Consider the following 19,229-nt stretch of genomic DNA (forward strand, 5'->3'; position numbering starts at 1 on the left):
GCGTCCGTGTCACCGGTCCCGTGCGTTCAGCCGTCCACGAACCGGACGATCACACTGTGCGCACACCCGTCCTCCGTGCTCCACCGCACGGTGTCGCCGACCTCCCGCCACATCAGCGCAGCCGCGAGCGGGGTGTACGGGCTCAGCCGCTCCGCCTCGTCCCCTGCACGCAGAGCGATCTCGTATGTGGTGATGCCGTCCTCGCCCGGTTCCTCGACGCCGACGAGACACCCCGGGACGACGAGGGCTCCTCCACCGCTTTCGGGGTCGACCTCCACGCCGTCCAGTACCGCCCGCAGGAACTCCTTGCGGTCCTGGAGCAACCTGCGCCGCTGGTCACGATCGGACCGCTGGGCGCGCCAGGAGGCGGAGTCGACGGCCACGACCTCGGGCTCCGGGGTCTCCAGCTCGTCCCTGATGAGATTGAGCTCACGCTGAACCCTGCGGTAGGCGATGAGGGAAAGCCGCTTCACGTGCGGGCGGCGCACCCCCTCTGCGGGCCGGTCCGGCTTCGCTTCGGGCCGAGGCGGAGCGGAGCCCTTCTCAGGCGGCCCAAGCGCCTCCCCCGGTGCGGGCGTGACGGGACGCAGAAGCTCGATGTGCCCCTTCTGCTGCTTCGATTCAGGAGACCGCGAGTCGTGGTGGCACACGAGTGCGACCTGGCGAGCCCCCACGAGGACGGGCACGTCCGTGCGCGCCACGACGGCCCTGATGAGCCCCTCCACCTCCTCGTGGGACAGCCGGACGAGCGTGCGCCCGAGACGCACGACCTCCACCGCATCGCTTCCCTCGGGCCCCGCGCCCGGCAGGAACCGAGCCCTGGGTGCTGTCGTCCGCCTGCTGAAGGCGTGCTGGGCCGCGTTCACCTCCCCGCGGGTCAGCCACGCGATGCTGCGGAAGCCCGCCCGGTCCAGTGTCCAACCCTGTTCCGTCGGGCGTCCTGTGGCCACGTCCACCGCGCCCCGGGCGGGTGCAGCGGTCTTCGCCGCCTCGGACCGCCGACCCGCTACCGCCGCCGAAGCGACGGACCGGGGTTCGGGAGCCGGGTCGGGCTCGGGAGCCGGGTCAGGCTTGGGAGCCGGGTCGGGCTCGGGCGCCGGGTCGGGTCGCGTCTCCTGTCTCGGCTCCGGGTCGGGCTCCCGGACGGTGTCCCGCACGGAAGCCGGGACCGAACCGTCCCGCATGCCCCCGGCGGCCTGGGCTTCGCCACCCGCCTTCTCGATGCCGAGCCGGTCGAGTTCCGCCCAGAGCGGCTCCAGTGCCATGTCCGGGTCGAAGAAGAAGCGACTGCCCCTGATCCGTACGAAAGTCCACCCGACCCGCTCCAGCTCGCGCTGGCGGGCCGCGTCCGCGTCCGCGTTCTCCTCCGTGTGGTACGCGTCCCCGTCGCATTCGACGGCGAGCCGTCGCGTACCGCCCTCGACGACGAGGTCGATCCGGTATCGCCCGGCGGGGTACTGCGGGCGGACCCGGTAGCCCTTCCGCCGCAGGGCCAGGAAGACCCGCTGCTCGAAGAGGCTGTCGAAGGCCTCGTGGGGTTCGTCGGCCGTGACGACGCCGAGGTCCGAGCCGTCCAGCTGCTCGGCGGGACGGGAGAACCAGTCGAGGTAGCGCCGGCGGAAGTCCGACTCGGCGAGTTCGGTCAGCGCGAGGCTGTGGAAGAGCCAGACCTGGTCCCGCGCCCTGGAAGCCGCCACGTTGATGTGCTGCTGAGACAGCGTGCTGCTGTAGGGGCCGATCCTGCGCGGCCCGTCGGGACCGGTCAGCGAGGCCACCGTGGAGAGGAAGACGATGTCCCGCTCGTCGCCCTGGAACTCCTCCGCGCTGCCCACCCTCAGACGGCGGCGCTGCCGTTCGTCGAGGGGGACGCGGTCGGCGAGGAGGTCCTCGACGAGGTACTTCTGGCCCTGCCCGAGGAGCGTGATCACACCCATGGTGCGGCCCGCGTAGGCGGGGTCCTCGATGCACCGGACCACCTCCTCCACGAGGCGCTCGGCCTCCGGCCGGTTGACTTGCTTCTGTCCGGTGCCCTCCACATAGCCGTCGGCCACGTGGACCGGACGCAGCGGCGGCAGCCGGTCGGCGCCGTACTGCCGCAGCGGCTGGAGCTTGCCGCCGTAGCAGAGCTCGTTCGAGAAACCGATGATCTCGGGCATGCAGCGGAAGTGCTCGCGCAGCATGAGGCGTCCGCGCCCGCCGGCGAGGCCGGAGGCGATGTCGAAGAAGCTCGCCGTGGGCGCGAAGAGGTTGCGCCGGAAGTCGGGAAGGCCGCTGAGCACCCGGCGCTGGATGGCGAAGAGCTCGTCGTGGTCGATTCCCACGTTGGCCGGGCTGACCTGCTTGTCGTCACCCACCACGACGATCTTGGCGCCGAGCCAGGCCAGGAGCAGCGCCTCGGGGCCGGACTGGCTCGCCTCGTCGATGATGACCACGTCGAAGCGGCCGGACCGGTCCATCGGGACGGTGTCCGTGACCGCGTGCAGCGGCATGATCCACGCCGGGACGGCCTCCTGGCTCGCCTTGAGGCTCTCCCGGGCCTGCTGCCGGTACTGGTGCGCGTGCTTCCCGGTCCCCTTGCCCAGCCGTCTGACACTCTGCTGGTACGAGGTGAGGGCGACCGCCTGGTCGTCGGTGAGCCGGGAGAGGCAGCCGTACCACGCCTTGTCCGCCGCGAGCCGCTCCAGACCGATGCGGATGTCGGTGTCGGCCTGGGAGAGGCGTGCCAGGGCCCGTCGCTCGGCGGCGGGGTCGGTCAGCTCCTCCATCCGGGCGCTCCAGGCCGACCAGGCCCACGCCTCCTCGTAGCGGCGCAGCCGCTCGTCCCAGACGGAAAGCTCAGCCTCCACCTCCAGCCGGTCCGCGAGCTCGGGCAAGTGGTCGGCGACCACGGAGTAGGCCAGGTCGCAGGCGTGCTTGCGCGCCAGCGCCTCCCGCAGCTCCTCCAGCTCCCCGGTCGCCTCGGCGTACGCCTTCACGTCCCGCTCCTCGGCCGCCCGCCGGGCCCGGTCCACGGCGGGCGGGGCGCCCCGCAGCAGGGCGGCGGCGCCGAGGACAGTAGTGGTCTCCTCCAGCCGCCGGCGCGGGGCGGCGGCCCTGCGGCTGGTGGCGTGGGCGCGCATCAGCGCCGCCAAGGTCGTCCGGGGTTCCTCCTGTTGCCAGGCGAGGCCCGCGAGGGCGGGGACGCCCGCTGCCGCCCGCACGAGCGCCGCGCGGCGGTCGGCCAGGGCCACCAGGGTCTCCAGGGCCTGGACCTGCTGCCGCAGCCGCGCCAGTCTGCGGGAGGGCGACTGCCAGGGCTCGGCGGTCCCGTACTCCTCCTCGGTCTCCTGGAGGTGGCGCTCCAGGCGTACGCGCTGGAGCACGGTCTCGGCGGCGGCCTGGGTCTGCAGGGCCTGTCCGTCGACCTTCACGGTCTCCGGGAAGTCCCCCACCGCCTTGCGCAGACGGGTCTTGAGGCCGAGGGGGCCGCGGAGCCTGTCGCCCGCGGCCAGGCCGTCGCGGAGGGTGGTCGCAAGGCCGAGCGCGTCCGCCACGGTCAGCGCCTCCAAACCGCTGACCAGGGCGTTCCCGCAGGAATCCGCAGCCTCCCGGGCCGCGGACAGGGCTGTGCGGGAACGGTCGGACCGGTCCCTGAGTTCGTGCTCCTTGCCGTCCAGCGCCTCCCCGCGCAGCGTGACGAACCACTCCGTCCGCTCCTGCGCAGTCTCGGCCAGGGCCGTGAGGAAGTCGTCCAAGGCGCGGGCCAGGCCTTCCTGCCGGTCCACGGGGAGGCCCGAGACGACGCCGTCCAAGCCGGACGCCTGCGGCGCCTCCCGCAGGGCCGCCAGGTCGGCCTCCGCGGTCCGGACGGAGGCCACGGCCTCGGCGAACTCAGGCCCGGACAGGAGCTGCTGCACCGTGGGGAGTTTCGCGGAGACGGAGGCCGCCAGGGCGCGGTGCCGCGAGGTGAAGGCGAGGGAGGCCCGCCGGAGTTCGGCCAGTGCCTCGGCGCCGATGACGGGTTCCGGGGCGGGGACGGCGCCGATCCACGCGTGGGCGGGGCGCTCGGCGTGGAGGCGGCTCGCGATCTGCGCGAGGGTGCCGTGGTAGTCGCCGATGTCCCTGGGGTGGCGGTAGGTCTCCCGCTCCCGGATGGCGCGGAGTTCCTTGAGCGAGCCGGCCTGAAGGGAGCGGGCGGTGCGCAGCTTCTCTCCGTGGCTCTTGATGCGCCGCTCGTAGTCCCGCGGCGAGAACTCGCCCTGCCGGTCGAGGATCGCCTTGACCGACTGCTCCAGCTCCTGCTGGGCCGTCAGCTCGTCCGTGCGGCTCACACAGAGCTCCCGCACGGAGGGGGGAAGCTTCTCCTTGAGGACCCTGAGGGCGCGTGAGGTATGGCTGGTGATCAGCACGCGCTGTCCGTGGGCGAGCAGATCGGTGACGAGGTTGGCGATGGTGTGCGTCTTGCCGGTGCCGGGCGGTCCCTGGACGACGACGAGGCTGCGGTCCCGCAGCCGTTCGGCAATGGTGCGCTGCTCGTCGTTGGAGGGCAGGGCGAAGTAGAGCTCCTGCGGCAGGGCGCCGTCTCCGGCCTCGTCCCGGCCATCGGGGTGGCCTGGGCCGTCGAGCCGGGCGGTGTCGTCCGTGCCCGCGATCGCCCTCAGCAGCCGGGTCGGCTCGGCGCCGTGCTCGATGAGGCGGGCGACGTTCTGGAGGGCCTCCTGCATGCTGCGGCGGGTGCGCTCGCGCAGGAGGAGGACCGGGGCGAAGTGGACGACGGGTGCGGTCCTGGGGCCGCTTCGGACGGGGCGGGCGGGGTCGGAAACGTACTCGCCCGACTGGTGGGCCGCGATGGCCCAGGTGTTGAGGGCCCGGTGCAGGAGGTCGAGGCCGTCCGGCTCGGTGGCGTCGCCGGCCGCTTCGAGGTCTTTGAGAACCAGTTCCCGCGTGTGGGCACGGGCCTTCTGATCGGCGTCGAGCATGGACTCGTCGAGGACGAAGGCGCCGTGCTCGGGGTCCGGGCCGACGGAGAGGGCGCCGGTGTCCGGGTCGAGGGCGATGACCGCGCGGCAGGTGATGAGGTGGCGCCGGACGGGTTCGTCGCCCGACTGCCAGGTCAGGTGGCCGAGGCCGAGAAGGAGTTCGAAGCTCTCGCCGAGGTCGCTGACGTCCTCGTGGATGCGGTAGAGCCGGTCGTAGGCCCGCACCAGGGGCCTCATGAGGCGGTCGTGCCGGGCCCAGGCGTCCCAGCGCGGCACCCACTCCTCGTGCTGCGCCAGCACTTCGTCCCGCCGGTGGTAGTCGTCGAGGGTGGTCGTGACCAGGCGGGTGGTGGTGCTGCCGTCGGGGGTCACCTCGGAGACGGACACGTCCGCGGCGGGGCGTGTCCGCGGTGCCTCGTCGCGCTCCGAGTCCCGTACGTGGGCCGCCTCCAGCCAGGCGGCGAGGGGCTGGGGCGGGGCGGGCGGCTGACTGCGCGTCGGCCGCTCCGCGCTCAGCCACAGGGGCCGGTCACCCCCGACCGGCCCCCGGAGGAAGTCCTGGAACTGCGGCGGGAGTTCGCCGAACCAGAAGGCGTGCCGCGCACCGTCGTCGTGGCGCACGGGCTTCGTCCGGCTTCCGCCCACCTCGGCGAGGTAACGGAATATCTGCCGGACGCGCGCGGCGTCCTCGGGCACGGCGGCGGATTCGGACACGGTTACCTCGCTGACGGACGACCGACGTGAAGATCCTGCGGAGATCCTAAGCGTCGGCTGTGACAGCCGGGTTCCGGTTGTCCGATCCCGCCGCCTGCCCGGGCGATATGCCCCGGACGGTCGGGATCACGCCTCGCGCGAGCCCGCGTACATCTCCTCGATGAGGTCCTTGTACTCGCGCTCGACGACCGGGCGCTTCAGCTTCAGGGACGGGGTGAGCTCGCCGTGCTCGATGTCGAGGTCGCGCGGCAGCAGGCGGAACTTCTTGATCGTCTGCCAGCGCTGGAGGCCCTCGTTGAGGCGGTCGACGTAGCCCTGGATGAGCTTCACCGTCTCCGGGGCGGCGACGACCTCGGCGTACGTCTTGCCGGCCAGGTCGTGCTCGGCGGCCCAGCCGAGGAGGGCGGGCTCGTCGAGGGCGATGAGGGCGGTGCAGAAGTTCCGGTCGGCGCCGTGGACGAGGATGTTGGAGACGAACGGGCAGACGGCCTTGAACTGGCCCTCGACCTCGGCCGGGGCGATGTACTTGCCGCCGGAGGTCTTGATCAGGTCCTTCTTGCGGTCGGTGATCTTGAGGTAGCCGTCGGCGGAGAGCTCGCCGATGTCGCCGGTGTGGAACCAGCCGTCGGCCTCCAGGACCTCGGCGGTCTTCTCGGGCAGGCCGTGGTAGCCCTCCATGATGCCGGGGCCGCGGAGCAGGATCTCGCCGTCGTCGGCGATGCGGACCTCGGTGCCGGGGAGCGGCTTGCCGACGGTGCCGGTGCGGTACGCCTCGCCGGGGTTGACGAAGGAGGCGGCGGAGGACTCGGTGAGGCCGTACCCCTCCAGGATGTGGATGCCGGCGCCGGCGAAGAAGTAGCCGATCTCGGGGGCGAGGGCGGCGGAGCCGGAGACGCAGGCGCGCAGCCGGCCGCCGAACGCCTCGCGGATCTTGGCGTAGACGAGGGCGTCGGCGACCTTGTGCTTGGCCGAGAGGCCGAAGGGCGCGGAGGCGGTGCCGGTGCGGCGGAAGTTGTCCTGGGTGACCTTGGCGTACTCGCGGGCGACGCCGGCGGCCCACTGGAAGATCTTGTACTTGGCGCCGCCGCCGGCCCGGGCCTTGGCGGCGACCCCGTTGTAGACCTTCTCGAAGATGCGGGGGACGGCCGCCATGTAGGTCGGCTGGACCACCGGCAGGTTCTCGATGATCTTGTCGACGCGGCCGTCGACGGCGGTGACGTGGCCGACCTCGATCTGACCCGAGGTGAGGACCTTGCCGAAGACGTGGGCGAGCGGCAGCCACAGGTACTGGACGTCGTCCCGGGTGACGAGACCGGTGGCGGCGATGGCCTTGGCCATGTACGACCAGTTGTCGTGCGGCAGGCGGACGCCCTTGGGGCGGCCGGTGGTGCCGGAGGTGTAGATGAGGGTGGCGAGCTGGTCGGCGGTGATCGCGGAGACCCGCTCCTTGACCGCCTCCGGGTGCTTCTCCAGGTACGCCGCTCCGCGCGCCTCCAGCTCGGCGAGGGTGAGCACCCACTCCTCGGAGGTGTCGGCGCCCTCGGGGTCGACGACCACGACGTGGTGGAGTCCGGGCAGGTCGGCCCGGCGCTCGACCGCCTTGGCGAGCTGCGCGGCGTCCTCGGCGATGAGCACCTTCGACTCGGAGTCCGAGAGGATGAAGGCGGACTCCTCCGCGTTGGTCTGCGGGTAGACCGTGGTGGTCGCGGCGCCGGCGCACATGACGCCGAGGTCGGCGAGGATCCACTCGACCCGGGTGGAGGAGGCGAGGGCGACCCGCTCCTCGGGCCGGACGCCGAGGTCGATCAGACCGGCGGCGATGGCGTAGACGCGCTGTGCGGCCTGACCCCAACTGAGCGACTTCCAGTCGTCCGGTCCGGCGCCGGAGGCGGCGGGGACCGGATGGCGGTACGCCTCCGCGTCGGGAGTGCGCTCGACCCGTTCGAGGAAGAGCGCCGCGACGGAGGGCGGCCGGTTGTCGATCTGGGTCTGGTTGTCGCTCACGTCGTCCTCCGGGCGGCGGCGGTGCCTGTTGGGGTGCAACTACGGATGCGTAACTAACTCACGAGTAACCTTCGGGGGGCTTCAGATTAGAGCGCCGACGTCCGGCGCGTAAGAGCCTGTGGATAACGAACGGGTCCGCGCGCCGGTGGCACACGGACCCGTTCCTGTCGGCCGAGCCGACTACTTCTTGCCCTTGCCGGCGGATTCGTCGCTCGACAGGACGGCGATGAACGCCTCCTGCGGGACCTCCACCGAGCCGACCATCTTCATGCGCTTCTTGCCTTCCTTCTGCTTCTCCAGCAGCTTCCGCTTACGGGAGATGTCACCGCCGTAGCACTTGGCGAGGACGTCCTTCCGGATGGCGCGGATGGTCTCGCGGGCGATGACCCGGGAGCCGATGGCGGCCTGGATCGGCACCTCGAACGCCTGCCGCGGGATGAGCTCGCGCAGCTTGGCGACCAGCCGCACGCCGTACGCGTAGGCGGCGTCCTTGTGGGTGATCGCCGAGAAGGCGTCCACCTTGTCGCCGTGCAGCAGGATGTCGACCTTGACCAGGCTGGAGGACTGCTCGCCGGTGGGCTCGTAGTCGAGCGAGGCGTAGCCGCGGGTCTTGGACTTCAGCTGGTCGAAGAAGTCGAAGACGATCTCGGCCAGCGGGAGGGTGTAGCGGATCTCGACCCGGTCCTCGGAGAGGTAGTCCATGCCGAGGAGGGTGCCGCGCCGGTTCTGGCACAGCTCCATGATCGAGCCGATGAACTCGGTGGGCGCGAGGATCGTGGCGCGCACGACCGGCTCGTACACCTCGTCGATCTTGCCCTCGGGGAACTCGCTCGGGTTGGTGACCGTGTGCTCGCTGCCGTCCTCCATGACCACGCGGTAGACCACGTTGGGGGCGGTGGCGATCAGGTCGAGGCCGAACTCGCGCTCCAGGCGCTCGCGGATCACGTCCAGGTGGAGCAGGCCGAGGAAGCCGACGCGGAAGCCGAAGCCGAGGGCGGCGGAGGTCTCCGGCTCGTAGACCAGCGCGGCGTCGTTGAGCTGCAGCTTGTCGAGCGCGTCGCGCAGCTCGGGGTAGTCCGAGCCGTCCAGCGGGTAGAGACCGGAGAAGACCATCGGCTTCGGGTCCTTGTACCCGCCGAGCGCCTCGGTCGCCCCCTTGGACTGTGAGGTGATCGTGTCACCGACCTTGGACTGCCGGACGTCCTTCACACCGGTGATGAGGTAGCCCACCTCGCCGACGCCGAGACCGTCGGCCGGCAGCATCTCGGGCGAGTTGGTGCCGATCTCCAGCAGCTCGTGGGTGGCGCCGGTCGACATCATGCGGATGCGCTCGCGCTTGTTGAGCTGGCCGTCGACGACACGGACGTACGTCACGACGCCCCGGTACGAGTCGTACACGGAGTCGAAGATCATCGCGCGGGCGGGGGCGTCGGCGACGCCCACCGGGGCCGGGATGTCCCGGACGACGCGGTCGAGCAGCGCCTCGACGCCCATGCCGGTCTTCGCGGAGACCTTGAGGACGTCCTCCGGCTGGCAGCCGATGAGGTTGGCCAGCTCCTCGGCGAACTTCTCCGGCTGGGCGGCCGGCAGGTCGATCTTGTTGAGGACCGGGACGATGGTGAGGTCGTTCTCCATCGCCAGGTAGAGGTTGGCGAGGGTCTGCGCCTCGATGCCCTGGGCCGCGTCGACCAGCAGGATCGTGCCCTCGCAGGCGGCCAGCGACCGCGACACCTCGTAGGTGAAGTCGACGTGCCCGGGGGTGTCGATCATGTTGAGGATGTGCGTACGCCCCTGCTCCGGCCCCTCGGTGGGGGCCCAGGGCAGCCGGACCGCCTGGGACTTGATCGTGATGCCGCGCTCACGCTCGATGTCCATCCGGTCGAGGTACTGGGCGCGCATCTGCCGCTGGTCGACCACACCGGTCAGCTGGAGCATCCGGTCGGCGAGCGTGGACTTGCCGTGGTCGATGTGCGCGATGATGCAGAAGTTGCGGATCAGAGCCGGGTCGGTACGGCTCGGCTCGGGCACGTTGGTAGGAGTCGCGGGCACGCAGGGTTCTCGTCTCGGGCGGTGTTCGGAACGGATACGTAGCCCCCATCGTCCCATGCCCGCCGCCGGGCGTCCGGTTCGGGCGCTCCCGCTCCCCGTTTGGGGGGCCGCGACGACGCCTGATACCGTGGACAGCTGTGTCTCGTGTGCCCTCTCAGCTGCGTGGCACATACCTGAAGAAACATCGAACCTGTAAAGGCTCTTTCAGTGGCGAACATCAAGTCCCAGATCAAGCGGAACAAGACCAACGAGAAGGCGCGCCTGCGCAACAAGGCCGTCAAGTCGTCGCTCAAGACCGCGATCCGCAAGGCCCGTGAGGCTGTCGCCGCCGGCGACCTCGAGAAGGCCACCGTGGCCGCCCGTGCCGCCTCGCGTCAGCTCGACAAGGCCGTCTCGAAGGGTGTCATCCACAAGAACGCCGCCGCCAACAAGAAGTCGGCGCTGGCGATCAAGGTTGCCTCCCTCCAGGGCTGAGTCCGGATCTCCTGATCTCAGGCTGTACCCGGCCGTACGGGACCCAGCGGACCCTCTCTACCGCTCCCGCCCGGCCCCCCGGCCCGTACGCGAGACGCGTTCGCCACGCGTGTACGGGACCACAGAGCAGTAACACGAAGGCCCCGGCCCCCTCCTTCCCCAGGAGGCGACCGGGGCCTTCGCCTTGCCTGGGGGCGGGGTGGGGTGGGGTGGGGTGGACGGTAGCGCCGTGGGGACTGGGCGGGGTGCCCAGCAGGCAACCGGCCCACCCGCCCGCCTCAGCGGTCGGCGGCAATGCGCGGTCGGCGCTCAGCGCCCCCCGCGTCCCGCCCGCGCCGCGCGGGCCACCGCGACGACCGCCTTTTCCAGGGCGTACTCGGGGTCGTCCCCGCCGCCCTTCACCCCCGCGTCCGCCTCCGCGACGGCCCGCAGGGCCAGGGCGACGCCGTCCGGGGTCCAGCCCCGCATCTGCTGCCGCACCCGGTCGATCTTCCACGGCGGCATGCCGAGCTCGCGCGCGAGGTCGGCGGGGCGCCCGCCCCGCGCGGACGAGAGCTTGCCGATGGCCCGTACGCCCTGTGCGAGGGCGCTGGTGATCAGGACGGGCGCGACCCCGGTCGACAGCGACCAGCGCAACGCCTCCAGCGCCTCCGCCGCCCGCCCCTCCACGGCCCGGTCGGCCACGTTGAAGGAGGACGCCTCGGCCCGCCCGGTGTAGTACCGCCCGACGACCGCCTCGTCGATCGTCCCGTCGACGTCCGCCACCAGCTGCGTGACCGCCGAGGCCAGCTCCCGCAGGTCGCTGCCGATGGCGTCGACGAGCGCCTGGCACGCCTCGGGCGTGGCGGACCGCCCGAGCGCCCGGAACTCCTGCCGGACGAAGGTCAGCCGCTCCGCGGGCTTCGTGGTCTTGGGGCAGGCCACCTCCCGCGCCCCCGCCTTCCGCGCCGCGTCGAGCAGCCCCTTGCCCTTGGCGCCGCCGGCGTGGAGGAGGACGAGCGTGATGTCCTCGACGGGCGCGTCGAGGTACCCCTTGACGTCCTTGACGCTCTCCGCCGAGAGGTCCTGCGCGTTGCGCACGATCAGCACCTTGCGCTCGGCGAAGAGCGAGGGGCTGGTGAGCTCGGCGAGGGACCCGGGCTGGAGCTGGTCGGGGGTGAGGTCCCGTACGTCCGTGTCGGCGTCGGCGGCCCGCGCGGCCGCCACCACCTCCCGGACGGCACGGTCGAGGAGCAGGTCCTCCTGGCCCACGGCGAGCGTGACGGGGCCGAGGAGATCGTCGCTGGAAGTCTTTCTGGTGGCCATCGCGATCCAGCATCCCACGGCCCACCGACAGCGGACCCCGGCGAGGCGACGGACCCCTGCAAGGCGGCGGACCCCTGCAACGCGGCGGACCCCGTCGAGGCTCCGGCGCCGCCCGGGCGAGAATGGCCCGGTGAGTGAACGACACGTACTGGTGCTCCCCGACCGCGACGCCGCCGAGGAGGTGGCCGAGGAACTGGCCGGCCGCTTCGGCGTGGCCGAGGAGCCGCAGCTGGTCCGGGACGCGCTGGCCGGCGAGGACGACGCCGAGGACGCCCAGTGGCTGGTGGTGGTCGAGGACCCGGACGGCCGGCTCGACCCGGCCGCGCTCGACGCCTTCGCCGCCGAGTACGAGGGCTGGCTGGAGGCCCCGTAGCGGCGGCCCCGCTCAGCCGGCCTTCTGCACGATCTGGACGTCCAGGTCGATGGAGATGCTGGAACCGACGACGGCGATGCCCCGCGCGAGCAGCGTCTGCCAGGTGAGGGTGAAGTCCTCGCGGTGGAGTTCGGTGGTGGCGCGGCAGGCGCAGCGGGTCTCGCCCTCCAGGCCGCTGCCGAGGCCGAGGTACTGGGTGTCCAGGGTGACGGTGCGGTTCACGCCGTGGAGGCTGAGCGCGCCGGTGACGTTCCAGCGGGTGCCGCCGCGGTGGGTGAAGCGCTCGCTGAAGAACTCGATGGTCGGGTGGACACCGACGTCGAGGAAGTCCCCGGACCGCAGGTGGTCGTCGCGCATCTGGACGCCGGTGTCGATGGAGGCCGCGTCGATGACGACGTGCATCGCGGAGTGCTCCATGCGGTCGGCGATCCGGATCGCGCCGGCGAAGCTGTTGAACCGTCCGTGGATCCGCGCCAGCCCGATGTGCCGGGCGGTGAAGCCGATCTGGGAGTGGGCGGGGTCGATCTCCCAGTCGCCGGGCTCGGGCAGCGGCGGCTGCGGGGCGACCTGCAGCATGACGTCCCCGAGGTCGGCGTGGGCACCCTGGGCCACCACGGCGGTGGCGTGGTGGGGGGTGTACCCGTCGGAGGTGACGGCGATCCGGTACTCGCCGGCCGGGACGGTGGCGAGGAGAGTGCCGTACGGGTCGGTCTCCCCGCCCAGCACCCGGCGGCCCGCCGTGTCGGTGAGGGCGAACTCCGCCTGCCGCAGCGGCTCGTGCACGGGGTCGAGCACCCGGCAGCTCAGCACCCCGGCCGAGGCCGGCACGGCGACGCCGGCGAGGGCACCGCCCCGGCCGCCGGCCGCGCCGTTCCCGCGCTTCCCGAAGAGACCACCGAACATCCTCAACGCACCCCCGTGCGACTCGTTCACTATGCAACGAGTCGGCATTCGATCATCCCTGAGGTGTTCGAGGCAAACGCGCCCTTATTACCGACGAGTCCGAATTACGGATTCCGCTTTCCCGCCTCCGGTACGGCCGGCAGCGCGTCCAGAACGATCCCGAACAGCTCCCGGTACGCCTCGCACAGCTCCTCGTCCGTGCCGAGCTCCCGCTCGGTGCGCTCGCCGGCGACGGTCCGGTACAGCTTCCGGCCGCCGATGCTGACCCGGCCGTCCTCGGTGAGCAGCGAGCAGATCACCCCGCGGGTGAAGTGCGACTCCGGCGACGTCCGGTGGTACCAGGCACCGGCCTCGAAGTCCGCGAGCGCCCGTGGCCGCGGCTCCAGCCGGTACCGCGGCCTGCCGTCCCGCACCACGTCGAGGTCCCCGTCGGCCCCCGGGGCCTCCTGGATCAGGAAGACCCCCGAGGGATCGGCCTGCTCCCCGCGCTCGTCGAAGGCGAGCGGATGGTGGCTGTGGTCCCCGAACCCCACGTCGGCCAGCCAGCGGCCCCCGTCCTCGGCCTCCACCAGCAGCGCCATGTGGTCGTACGGGATCCCCACCCGCCCGTCCGGGCCGAAGACCCGTGCCTGGAGCAGTTCGGCCCGGTAGCCGAGCGCCCGCAGCAGCGCGGCGAACGCGGTGTTCAGCTCGTAACAGAACCCGCCCCGCCGGGCCACGGTCACCTTGTCGACCAGCGCCTTCTCGTCGAGGACGACGTCCTCCCCGAGGTGCAGGGACAGGTTCTCGAAGGGCACGGTCAGCAGGTGCCGCAGGTGCAGCTCCCGCAGCGCCCCGGCGTCGGCCCGGTCCGGCCGTCCGGCGCCGATGCGCTCCAGGTACCGCTCCACGACGGCCTCCGGCAGCGCGGACGGCTTTTCATGATCGGTCATGGGGGCAGTCTGCCCGCTCGCCCGGCGTCACGGGGTGGCGGCGGCCTCTTCCCGCTCCTGGGTGGGCAGTTCGCGCATGCGCGGGAGCGGTGAGGGCAGCAGCCACAGGACCGCGAAGACCGCGCCCACGGTGGCGACCCAGAGGGTGGGGCGGACGCCGATCGCGGTGCCCAGCACCCCGCCGACGAGGGCGCCGACCGGACGGAATCCGTGGTTGAGGGTGCGGAAGGCGCCCATGACCCGGGCCCGCATGGTCTCGGGTATGAGGGCCATCTGGAACGAGCCGGCGGCCACGTCGACGATCATCACGCCGGCGCAGGACAGGAACTCGGCGACGAAGAGCACGCCCACGACGAGCGGCAGCGGCCCGTCGGCGGCGGGTATGAGGACCAGCGGCAGGGTGAAGCCGATGAAGCCGGCGACGAGGGAGCCGCCGATGCCGATCCGGCGGACGACCGCACCGCTGACCGCCGCTCCGATCAGACCGCCGACGGCCCCGGTGCCGAGCACCAGGCCGAGCAGTCCGGCGCCGAGGCCGAGGTCCTTGGTCACGTAGAGGACGAAGAGGGTGTGGAACATGTAGTTGAAGAACTGCACGGTGCCGGAGGCGGCGAAGAGCGCCCGCATCGACGGCTCCCGCACCACCCAGCGCATCCCCTCGCTGAAGTGGCCCTTGGTCACGGGCGCCGGGGCGGGCTCGACCGGCCGGATCTTCGCCAGGTAGCCGGCCGACACCAGGTAGGTGACGGCGTCGGCGAGCAGCGCCAGCGGGGCGGTGAGCACCTGCACCAGCATGCCGCCGATGCTGGGCCCGGCGAGCCAGGCCATCGAACGGCTGCCGTTGACCAGCGAGTTGGCCTGCACGAAGCGATCGGTGGGGACGAGGGTCGCGAAGATCGTGGAGTTGCAGACCTCGAAGAGCACCGACAGCGAGCCCACGCCGAGGGCGACGACGTAGAGCTGACCGAGGGTCAGCATGTCGAGGGCGTACGCGACGGGGAGGGTGACCAGCAGGGCGGCCCGGCCCAGATCCGTGGCGATCATGATCCGGCGGCGGTTCGCCCGGCGGTCGGCCCAGGCCCCGAAGGGCAGGTTGAGCAGGAGGGCCGGGAGGAGTTCGAGGGTCTTGAGCCAGCCCATCTGGGCCGCGTCGGCCCCGAGCACGAGCACGGCGGCGAGCGGCAGCGCCATGAGGGAGATCTGGTCGCCGACGAGCGAGACGCTCTGTCCCGTCCAGTAGCGGCGGAAGGTCCGCTCGCGCAGCAGCGCCGGAACCCGTGCGGTGAGGCTCATCTCTGTCGTTCCCCGTTCTCGTCGGTGTCCGGGTCCAGATAGGCGATCTTCAGGAAGCTGACGGGCTGGGCGCCCGGAGGGCGGAGCGCGGGATCCTCCTCGCGGTCCGCGTAGGCCCCGAGCAGCTCATCGATCCGCTTCCCGAGGGAGGCGAGCTCCTCGGGGGTGAGGTAGACCAGGGCGTCCCCGAACAGCTCGGCCTCCCGCCACTCCTTCGACACGCCCGCCCGGTTCTCCAGCACCTGGGCGAACCGTCCGAAGTAGCGCTCGGCGACGGCCACGTTGAGCTCGTCGGCCGCCTGCGCGACCGACGGGTCGTCGCTGTAGCCGGGCCACTCGGTGTACCGGGCGGTGGCCCGCCAGGGCTTCTCCCGGCCGCGCCCGCCCGGCGCCTCCTCCACCAGCCCGTACTTGGCGAGTATCCGCAGGTGGTACGAGCAGCTGGCCACCGATTCGCCGGTCAGCTCGGCGGCCCGGGTGGCGGTGAAGGGCCCGTGCCGGCGGAGCAGCCCGACCAGGGTCATCCGCAGCGGGTGGGCGTAGGCCCGCAGGGCCAGCGGGTCGGTCAGCTGGATGCTGCGGGGCTGCTCGCCCTCGGGGGGTGGTGCGCTGCTCTCCGGCATGATGTAAAGCTATCTATAGAAAGACTCCTTTACAAGCGTTTCTTTACAAGTGTTTCTCTACAAGCCGTCCCGCGTCGGCCTCACCACCCCCGCGCCACGGCCACCAGCTCCCTCCCCGCTCCCGCCACGGCGATCGCCCCGTCCCGGTCGGTCCGCAGCACCCGCGCCCCGCCCGCCCGCAGCGCCGCCAGGGTCCTCGGGTGCGGATGCCCGTACGGGTTCTGCCTCCCCGCCGACACCAGCGCCAGCCGCGGCCGCACCGCCGCCGTCAGCCCCGGGTCCTGGTGCGCGGACCCGTGGTGCGCCACCTTCAGCACGTCCACCGCCCCCAGCTCCGGATGCGCCCGCCACAGCGCCCGCTGGGCCGGCGGCTCCAGATCGCCGAGGAGCAGCAGCGTCACCCCGCCCGGCCCCCGGACCAGCAGCGTGACGCTGGCGTCGTTCGGCCCGCCGTCCGGTGGCCCCGGCCCGGCCGGCGGCCACAGCACCCGCCACTCCAGCGCCCCGGCCCGCCGCCGCTCCCCCGGCTCCGCCCGCACCACCGGCACCCCCGCGGCCCCGGCCACCCGCCGGACGAACTCCGCCTGCCCGGGCGGCTCGTCGAGCCCCGTCACCTGCACCGCCCCCACGGCCCGCCCCTTCAACACCCCCGGCAGACCGGCCACATGGTCGGCGTGGAAGTGGGTCAGCACCAGCAACGGCACCTGTCTCACCTCCAGTTCCCGCAGACAGCGGTCCACCGCCGCCGGATCCGGTCCCGCGTCCACCACCACCCCCGCGCCCTCGCCCGCCGCGAGCACCAGGGCGTCCCCCTGCCCCACCTGGCACATCGCGAACAGCCAGCCCGGCGGCGGCCATCCGGTGACCCAGCGCACCAGCGGCACCGGCCGCACCACCACGAGCAGCAGCGCCACGACCACCCCGACCACCAGCCGGCGCCGGTGCCGCACCCGCCGCACCCCGGCCACCACCGCAGCCGTGACGAGCGCCAGCGCCGCCCCGCCCCACCAGCCGCCGGGCCAGGCCAGCTCCGCGCCGGGCAGCTCCGCACCCGTCCGGGCCACCCGGGCGATCCACCCGGCCGGCCACCCCGCCACCCACGCCGCCCCTGCCGCGCCCGCCGCCCACACCGGCGCCAGCGCGAGCGCCGCGAACCCGAACACCGTCGCGGGCGCCACCGCCAGCTCCGCGAAGAGGTTCGCCGGAATCGCCACCAGACTCATCCGGCCCGCGAAGACCACCACCACCGGCGCCGTCACCGCCTGCGCCGCGAGCGCGGCCGCCAGCGCCTCCGCGAGCCGCCCCGGCACCCCGCGCCGCCGCAGCGCCTCGCTCCATCCCGGCGCCACCACCAACAGCGCCCCGGTGGCCAGCACGGACAGCAGGAACCCGTAACTCCGCGCCAGCCAGGGGTCGTACAGCACCAGCAGCAGCACGACCGCGGCCAGCGCCGGAATCAGCGACCTCCTGCGGCCGGTCGCGACGGCCAGCAGCGCGACCAGCCCGCAGGCCGCCGCCCGCAGCACGCTCGGCTCCGGCCGGCACACCACCACGAACGCCAGCGTGAGCCCCGCCCCCGCCAGCGCCGTCCCGCGCAGCGAGAGCCCGATCCGGGGAGCGAGCCCACCCCGCTCCACCTGCCGCGCCCGCCCCGGCCGCCCGACGAGCAGCAGCAGCACGATCGACAGATTGCTCCCTGAGACGGCCAGCAGGTGCGTGAGATCGGTCGCCTCGAAGGCGTCCCGCAACTCGGTGCCGATCCGGGAGGTGTCCCCGACGACCAGGCCCGGAAGCAGCGCCCGCGCGTCCGGGGCGAGCCCGTCGGTCGCCGCGCGCAGCCCCGCCCGGAGATCGCCGGCGGTCCGCTGGAGCGCGCTCGGCGGCCCCACGATCCTCGGCGGCCCCGCCCCGGCCTTGAGCACGGCCGCGTACGGATCCCCGGACTCCCTCGGCGGCGCGAAACGCGCACCGACCCGCAGCCGCGTCGACGGCAGCAGCCCGAGCCACGCGTCCCGCCCCTCCCCCGGCGGCACGATCAGCAGCACCGGCGCCCGGGTCCGCACGGCCGCACCGCCCGCCCGCTCCACCCGCACCACCTCGGCGTCCATCACCACCGACACCGGCACCATCGCCCGCCCGCTCACCCGGGGCCGGGTGAGCCGGGGATCCGAGGTGACCGTCACCTCGGCCCAGGCCCTGCCGTACTCCTGCGCCAGCACGGGCACCGGACCGCGCCGCAGGTCCGCCGCGTGCAGCCCCGCCGACGCCGCCCCCGCCGCGGCGCACAGCAGCACCCCGCCCCAGGCCGTGGCCCTCAGCCGCCATCCCGGCGACCTCGCCGCCCCGCCGGCACCACCGCCCGGCACGGGATCCCGCCCGCTGGTCAGCCGCCGCGCCACCGCCGGCGTCAGCAGCGCCGCCGCCCCGGCGAGACAGAGCCCCACCCCGGCGACGACCCACCAACCCGCCACGCCCAGCGCCACGGCGGCGGCCGCCCAGGCGGCCAGCGCCGGCGGGACCAGCCGCAGATCGGCGGTCTCCCGCTCGCCCCGGTTCACGGCCGCACCAGCGGCTGGAGGTCCGCGTAACGCCGCTCGCCGATCCCGTCGACCTCGCGCAACTCCTCCACCGAACGGAACCCGCCGTGCTCCGTCCGGTGGTCGACCAGGCGCCGGGCGAGCACCGGCCCCACCCCCGGCAGCCCGTCGAACTGCTCGACCGTCGCCGTGTTGAGGCTCAGCGGCACACCACCCCCGCTCGCCCCCGCACCCGCGCCCGTCCCTCCACCGGCCGTCCCTCCACCGGCCGCCGTTCCGGGCACCCCGACGAGCACCTGCTCACCGTCGAAGAGGACGCGGGCCCGGTTGAGCCCGGTCAGATCCGCCCCCGCCCGCACCCCTCCGGCGGCCCGCAGCGCGTCCGCGACCCGCGACCCGGCCGGCAGCGTCAGCACCCCCGGCCGACGCACCTTCCCTCCCACGTCCACGACCACCTTCGCCGAGGCGCCACCCCCCGCGGCGGACGGCGACGCCGACACCGACGGAGGCGAGGCCACCGCCGGAGCGACCCGGACGGCCTCCGGCGCGCGGACCTGCTCCGGCCGTCCCGCCCAGAAGAACCCCCCGGCCGCGCAGGCGGCCACCCCCAGCACCACGGCCAGCGCCGCCAGCGACCGCGGTTCGAGCCCGCACCGCGTCTGCACCCACAACGGCAGCCGCTCCCGCACCGCCTGCCGCCACCGCCGCTCCCCCGCGCCGGCGGCCACGGCCTCCTCGACCACCACCGGCTCCGCGACCGGCGGCGGATCGGGAACCGGCGGCGGAAACAGCGCGTCCCCCCGCTCCCGGACGACCCCCGTCCCGCCCCCGCCCGGACCCGGCGGCGCGAGCACCCGCCGCACCCGCGCCCGCCGACGGGCACGCCCGGGCGGCGCACCCCGACGCGGCCCGGTGAGCCCGGCCGAGGCGCCCGAAGAACGAGCGGACGAGGAAGGAACGGAGACGGCGGACGAGGAAAGCGAGGAATGCGTACGAAGATCCATACCTGCGACGGTAGGGTCCGCCACCGCCCGGTGCCGTCGCCCTTCGACTTCCGTGGACAG

Annotated in this window: 12 protein-coding genes; 2 read left to right on the forward strand and 10 right to left on the reverse strand. The window is 73.1% G+C overall.

All coding sequences use genetic code 11. The annotated features are described in order from the left end of the window. Positions 1-26: 26 nt before the first annotated feature. The 3 genes from ACFW1I_RS07925 to lepA all read right to left on the reverse strand — a co-directional run bounded on the left by ACFW1I_RS07925 (position 27) and on the right by lepA (position 9,725). Positions 27-5,672: an AAA domain-containing protein gene (locus tag ACFW1I_RS07925; protein ID WP_384667236.1), complete on the reverse strand. Its 5,646-nt coding sequence runs from the start codon at positions 5,670-5,672 to the stop codon at positions 27-29. Between the two features lie 126 nt (positions 5,673-5,798). Continuing rightward, positions 5,799-7,676, reverse strand: coding sequence for an AMP-dependent synthetase/ligase (locus ACFW1I_RS07930; RefSeq protein WP_384667239.1), 1,878 nt, complete (start codon positions 7,674-7,676; stop codon positions 5,799-5,801). 180 nt (positions 7,677-7,856) lie between these two features. Next, entirely contained in the window at positions 7,857-9,725 is a 1,869-nt protein-coding gene (gene lepA, locus ACFW1I_RS07935; RefSeq protein WP_384667242.1) for a translation elongation factor 4, read from the reverse strand. A gap of 207 nt (positions 9,726-9,932) precedes the next feature. On the opposite strand from lepA, the gene rpsT reads away from it, so the two are divergent. Further along, complete coding sequence (gene rpsT / locus ACFW1I_RS07940) at positions 9,933-10,199, forward strand: 30S ribosomal protein S20 (RefSeq protein ID WP_030494120.1); 267 nt, start codon at positions 9,933-9,935, stop codon at positions 10,197-10,199. 309 nt (positions 10,200-10,508) lie between these two features. Here rpsT and holA read toward each other — a convergent pair whose 3' ends face one another. Beyond that, positions 10,509-11,504, reverse strand: a complete 996-nt coding sequence (holA, locus tag ACFW1I_RS07945; RefSeq protein WP_384667246.1) for a DNA polymerase III subunit delta — start codon at positions 11,502-11,504, stop codon at positions 10,509-10,511. 130 nt (positions 11,505-11,634) lie between these two features. On the opposite strand from holA, the gene ACFW1I_RS07950 reads away from it, so the two are divergent. After that, the gene (locus tag ACFW1I_RS07950) at positions 11,635-11,877 is read left to right on the forward strand and encodes a hypothetical protein (protein WP_319013888.1); all 243 of its coding nucleotides are present in this window, start codon (positions 11,635-11,637) and stop codon (positions 11,875-11,877) included. Positions 11,878-11,889: 12 nt separating this feature from the next. Here the strand turns inward: ACFW1I_RS07950 and ACFW1I_RS07955 are convergent, their stop codons facing one another. From ACFW1I_RS07955 to ACFW1I_RS07980, 6 genes are all read right to left on the reverse strand, one after another. After that, positions 11,890-12,780, reverse strand: a complete 891-nt coding sequence (locus tag ACFW1I_RS07955; RefSeq protein ID WP_384667249.1) for a YceI family protein — start codon at positions 12,778-12,780, stop codon at positions 11,890-11,892. A 104-nt stretch (positions 12,781-12,884) separates the two neighbouring features. Continuing rightward, the gene (locus ACFW1I_RS07960) at positions 12,885-13,712 is read right to left on the reverse strand and encodes an arylamine N-acetyltransferase (RefSeq protein WP_384667252.1); all 828 of its coding nucleotides are present in this window, start codon (positions 13,710-13,712) and stop codon (positions 12,885-12,887) included. Between the two features lie 27 nt (positions 13,713-13,739). Next, the gene (locus ACFW1I_RS07965; protein ID WP_384667255.1) at positions 13,740-15,005 is read right to left on the reverse strand and encodes an MFS transporter; all 1,266 of its coding nucleotides are present in this window, start codon (positions 15,003-15,005) and stop codon (positions 13,740-13,742) included. Then, positions 15,002-15,628 carry a winged helix-turn-helix domain-containing protein gene (locus ACFW1I_RS07970; protein WP_384667258.1) on the reverse strand — a complete coding sequence of 209 codons (627 nt, stop codon included), beginning with the start codon at positions 15,626-15,628 and terminating at the stop codon, positions 15,002-15,004. The genes ACFW1I_RS07965 and ACFW1I_RS07970 overlap by 4 nt, the downstream gene beginning before the upstream one ends. 80 nt (positions 15,629-15,708) lie before the next feature. Beyond that, positions 15,709-18,186, reverse strand: coding sequence for a ComEC/Rec2 family competence protein (locus ACFW1I_RS07975; protein ID WP_384667261.1), 2,478 nt, complete (start codon positions 18,184-18,186; stop codon positions 15,709-15,711). Next, positions 18,183-18,908, reverse strand: a complete 726-nt coding sequence (locus tag ACFW1I_RS07980) for a helix-hairpin-helix domain-containing protein (RefSeq protein ID WP_384667264.1) — start codon at positions 18,906-18,908, stop codon at positions 18,183-18,185. The genes ACFW1I_RS07975 and ACFW1I_RS07980 overlap by 4 nt, the downstream gene beginning before the upstream one ends. Between the last annotated feature and the right edge of the window lie 321 nt (positions 18,909-19,229).

Origin of the sequence: Streptomyces sp. NPDC058955, from assembly GCF_042741435.1 — a bacterium.
GTDB lineage: Bacteria > Actinomycetota > Actinomycetes > Streptomycetales > Streptomycetaceae > Streptomyces.

What these genes read in the sequence shown, in the direction of transcription:
- ACFW1I_RS07970 (WP_384667258.1), bottom strand. Translation starts at nt 15,628, where the DNA reads ATGCCGGAGAGCAGCGCACCACCCCCCGAGGGCGAGCAGCCCCGCAGC.
- ACFW1I_RS07960 (WP_384667252.1), bottom strand. Translation starts at nt 13,712, where the DNA reads ATGACCGATCATGAAAAGCCGTCCGCGCTGCCGGAGGCCGTCGTGGAG.
- ACFW1I_RS07965 (WP_384667255.1), bottom strand. Translation starts at nt 15,005, where the DNA reads ATGAGCCTCACCGCACGGGTTCCGGCGCTGCTGCGCGAGCGGACCTTC.
- holA (WP_384667246.1), bottom strand. Translation starts at nt 11,504, where the DNA reads ATGGCCACCAGAAAGACTTCCAGCGACGATCTCCTCGGCCCCGTCACG.
- ACFW1I_RS07955 (WP_384667249.1), bottom strand. Translation starts at nt 12,780, where the DNA reads ATGTTCGGTGGTCTCTTCGGGAAGCGCGGGAACGGCGCGGCCGGCGGC.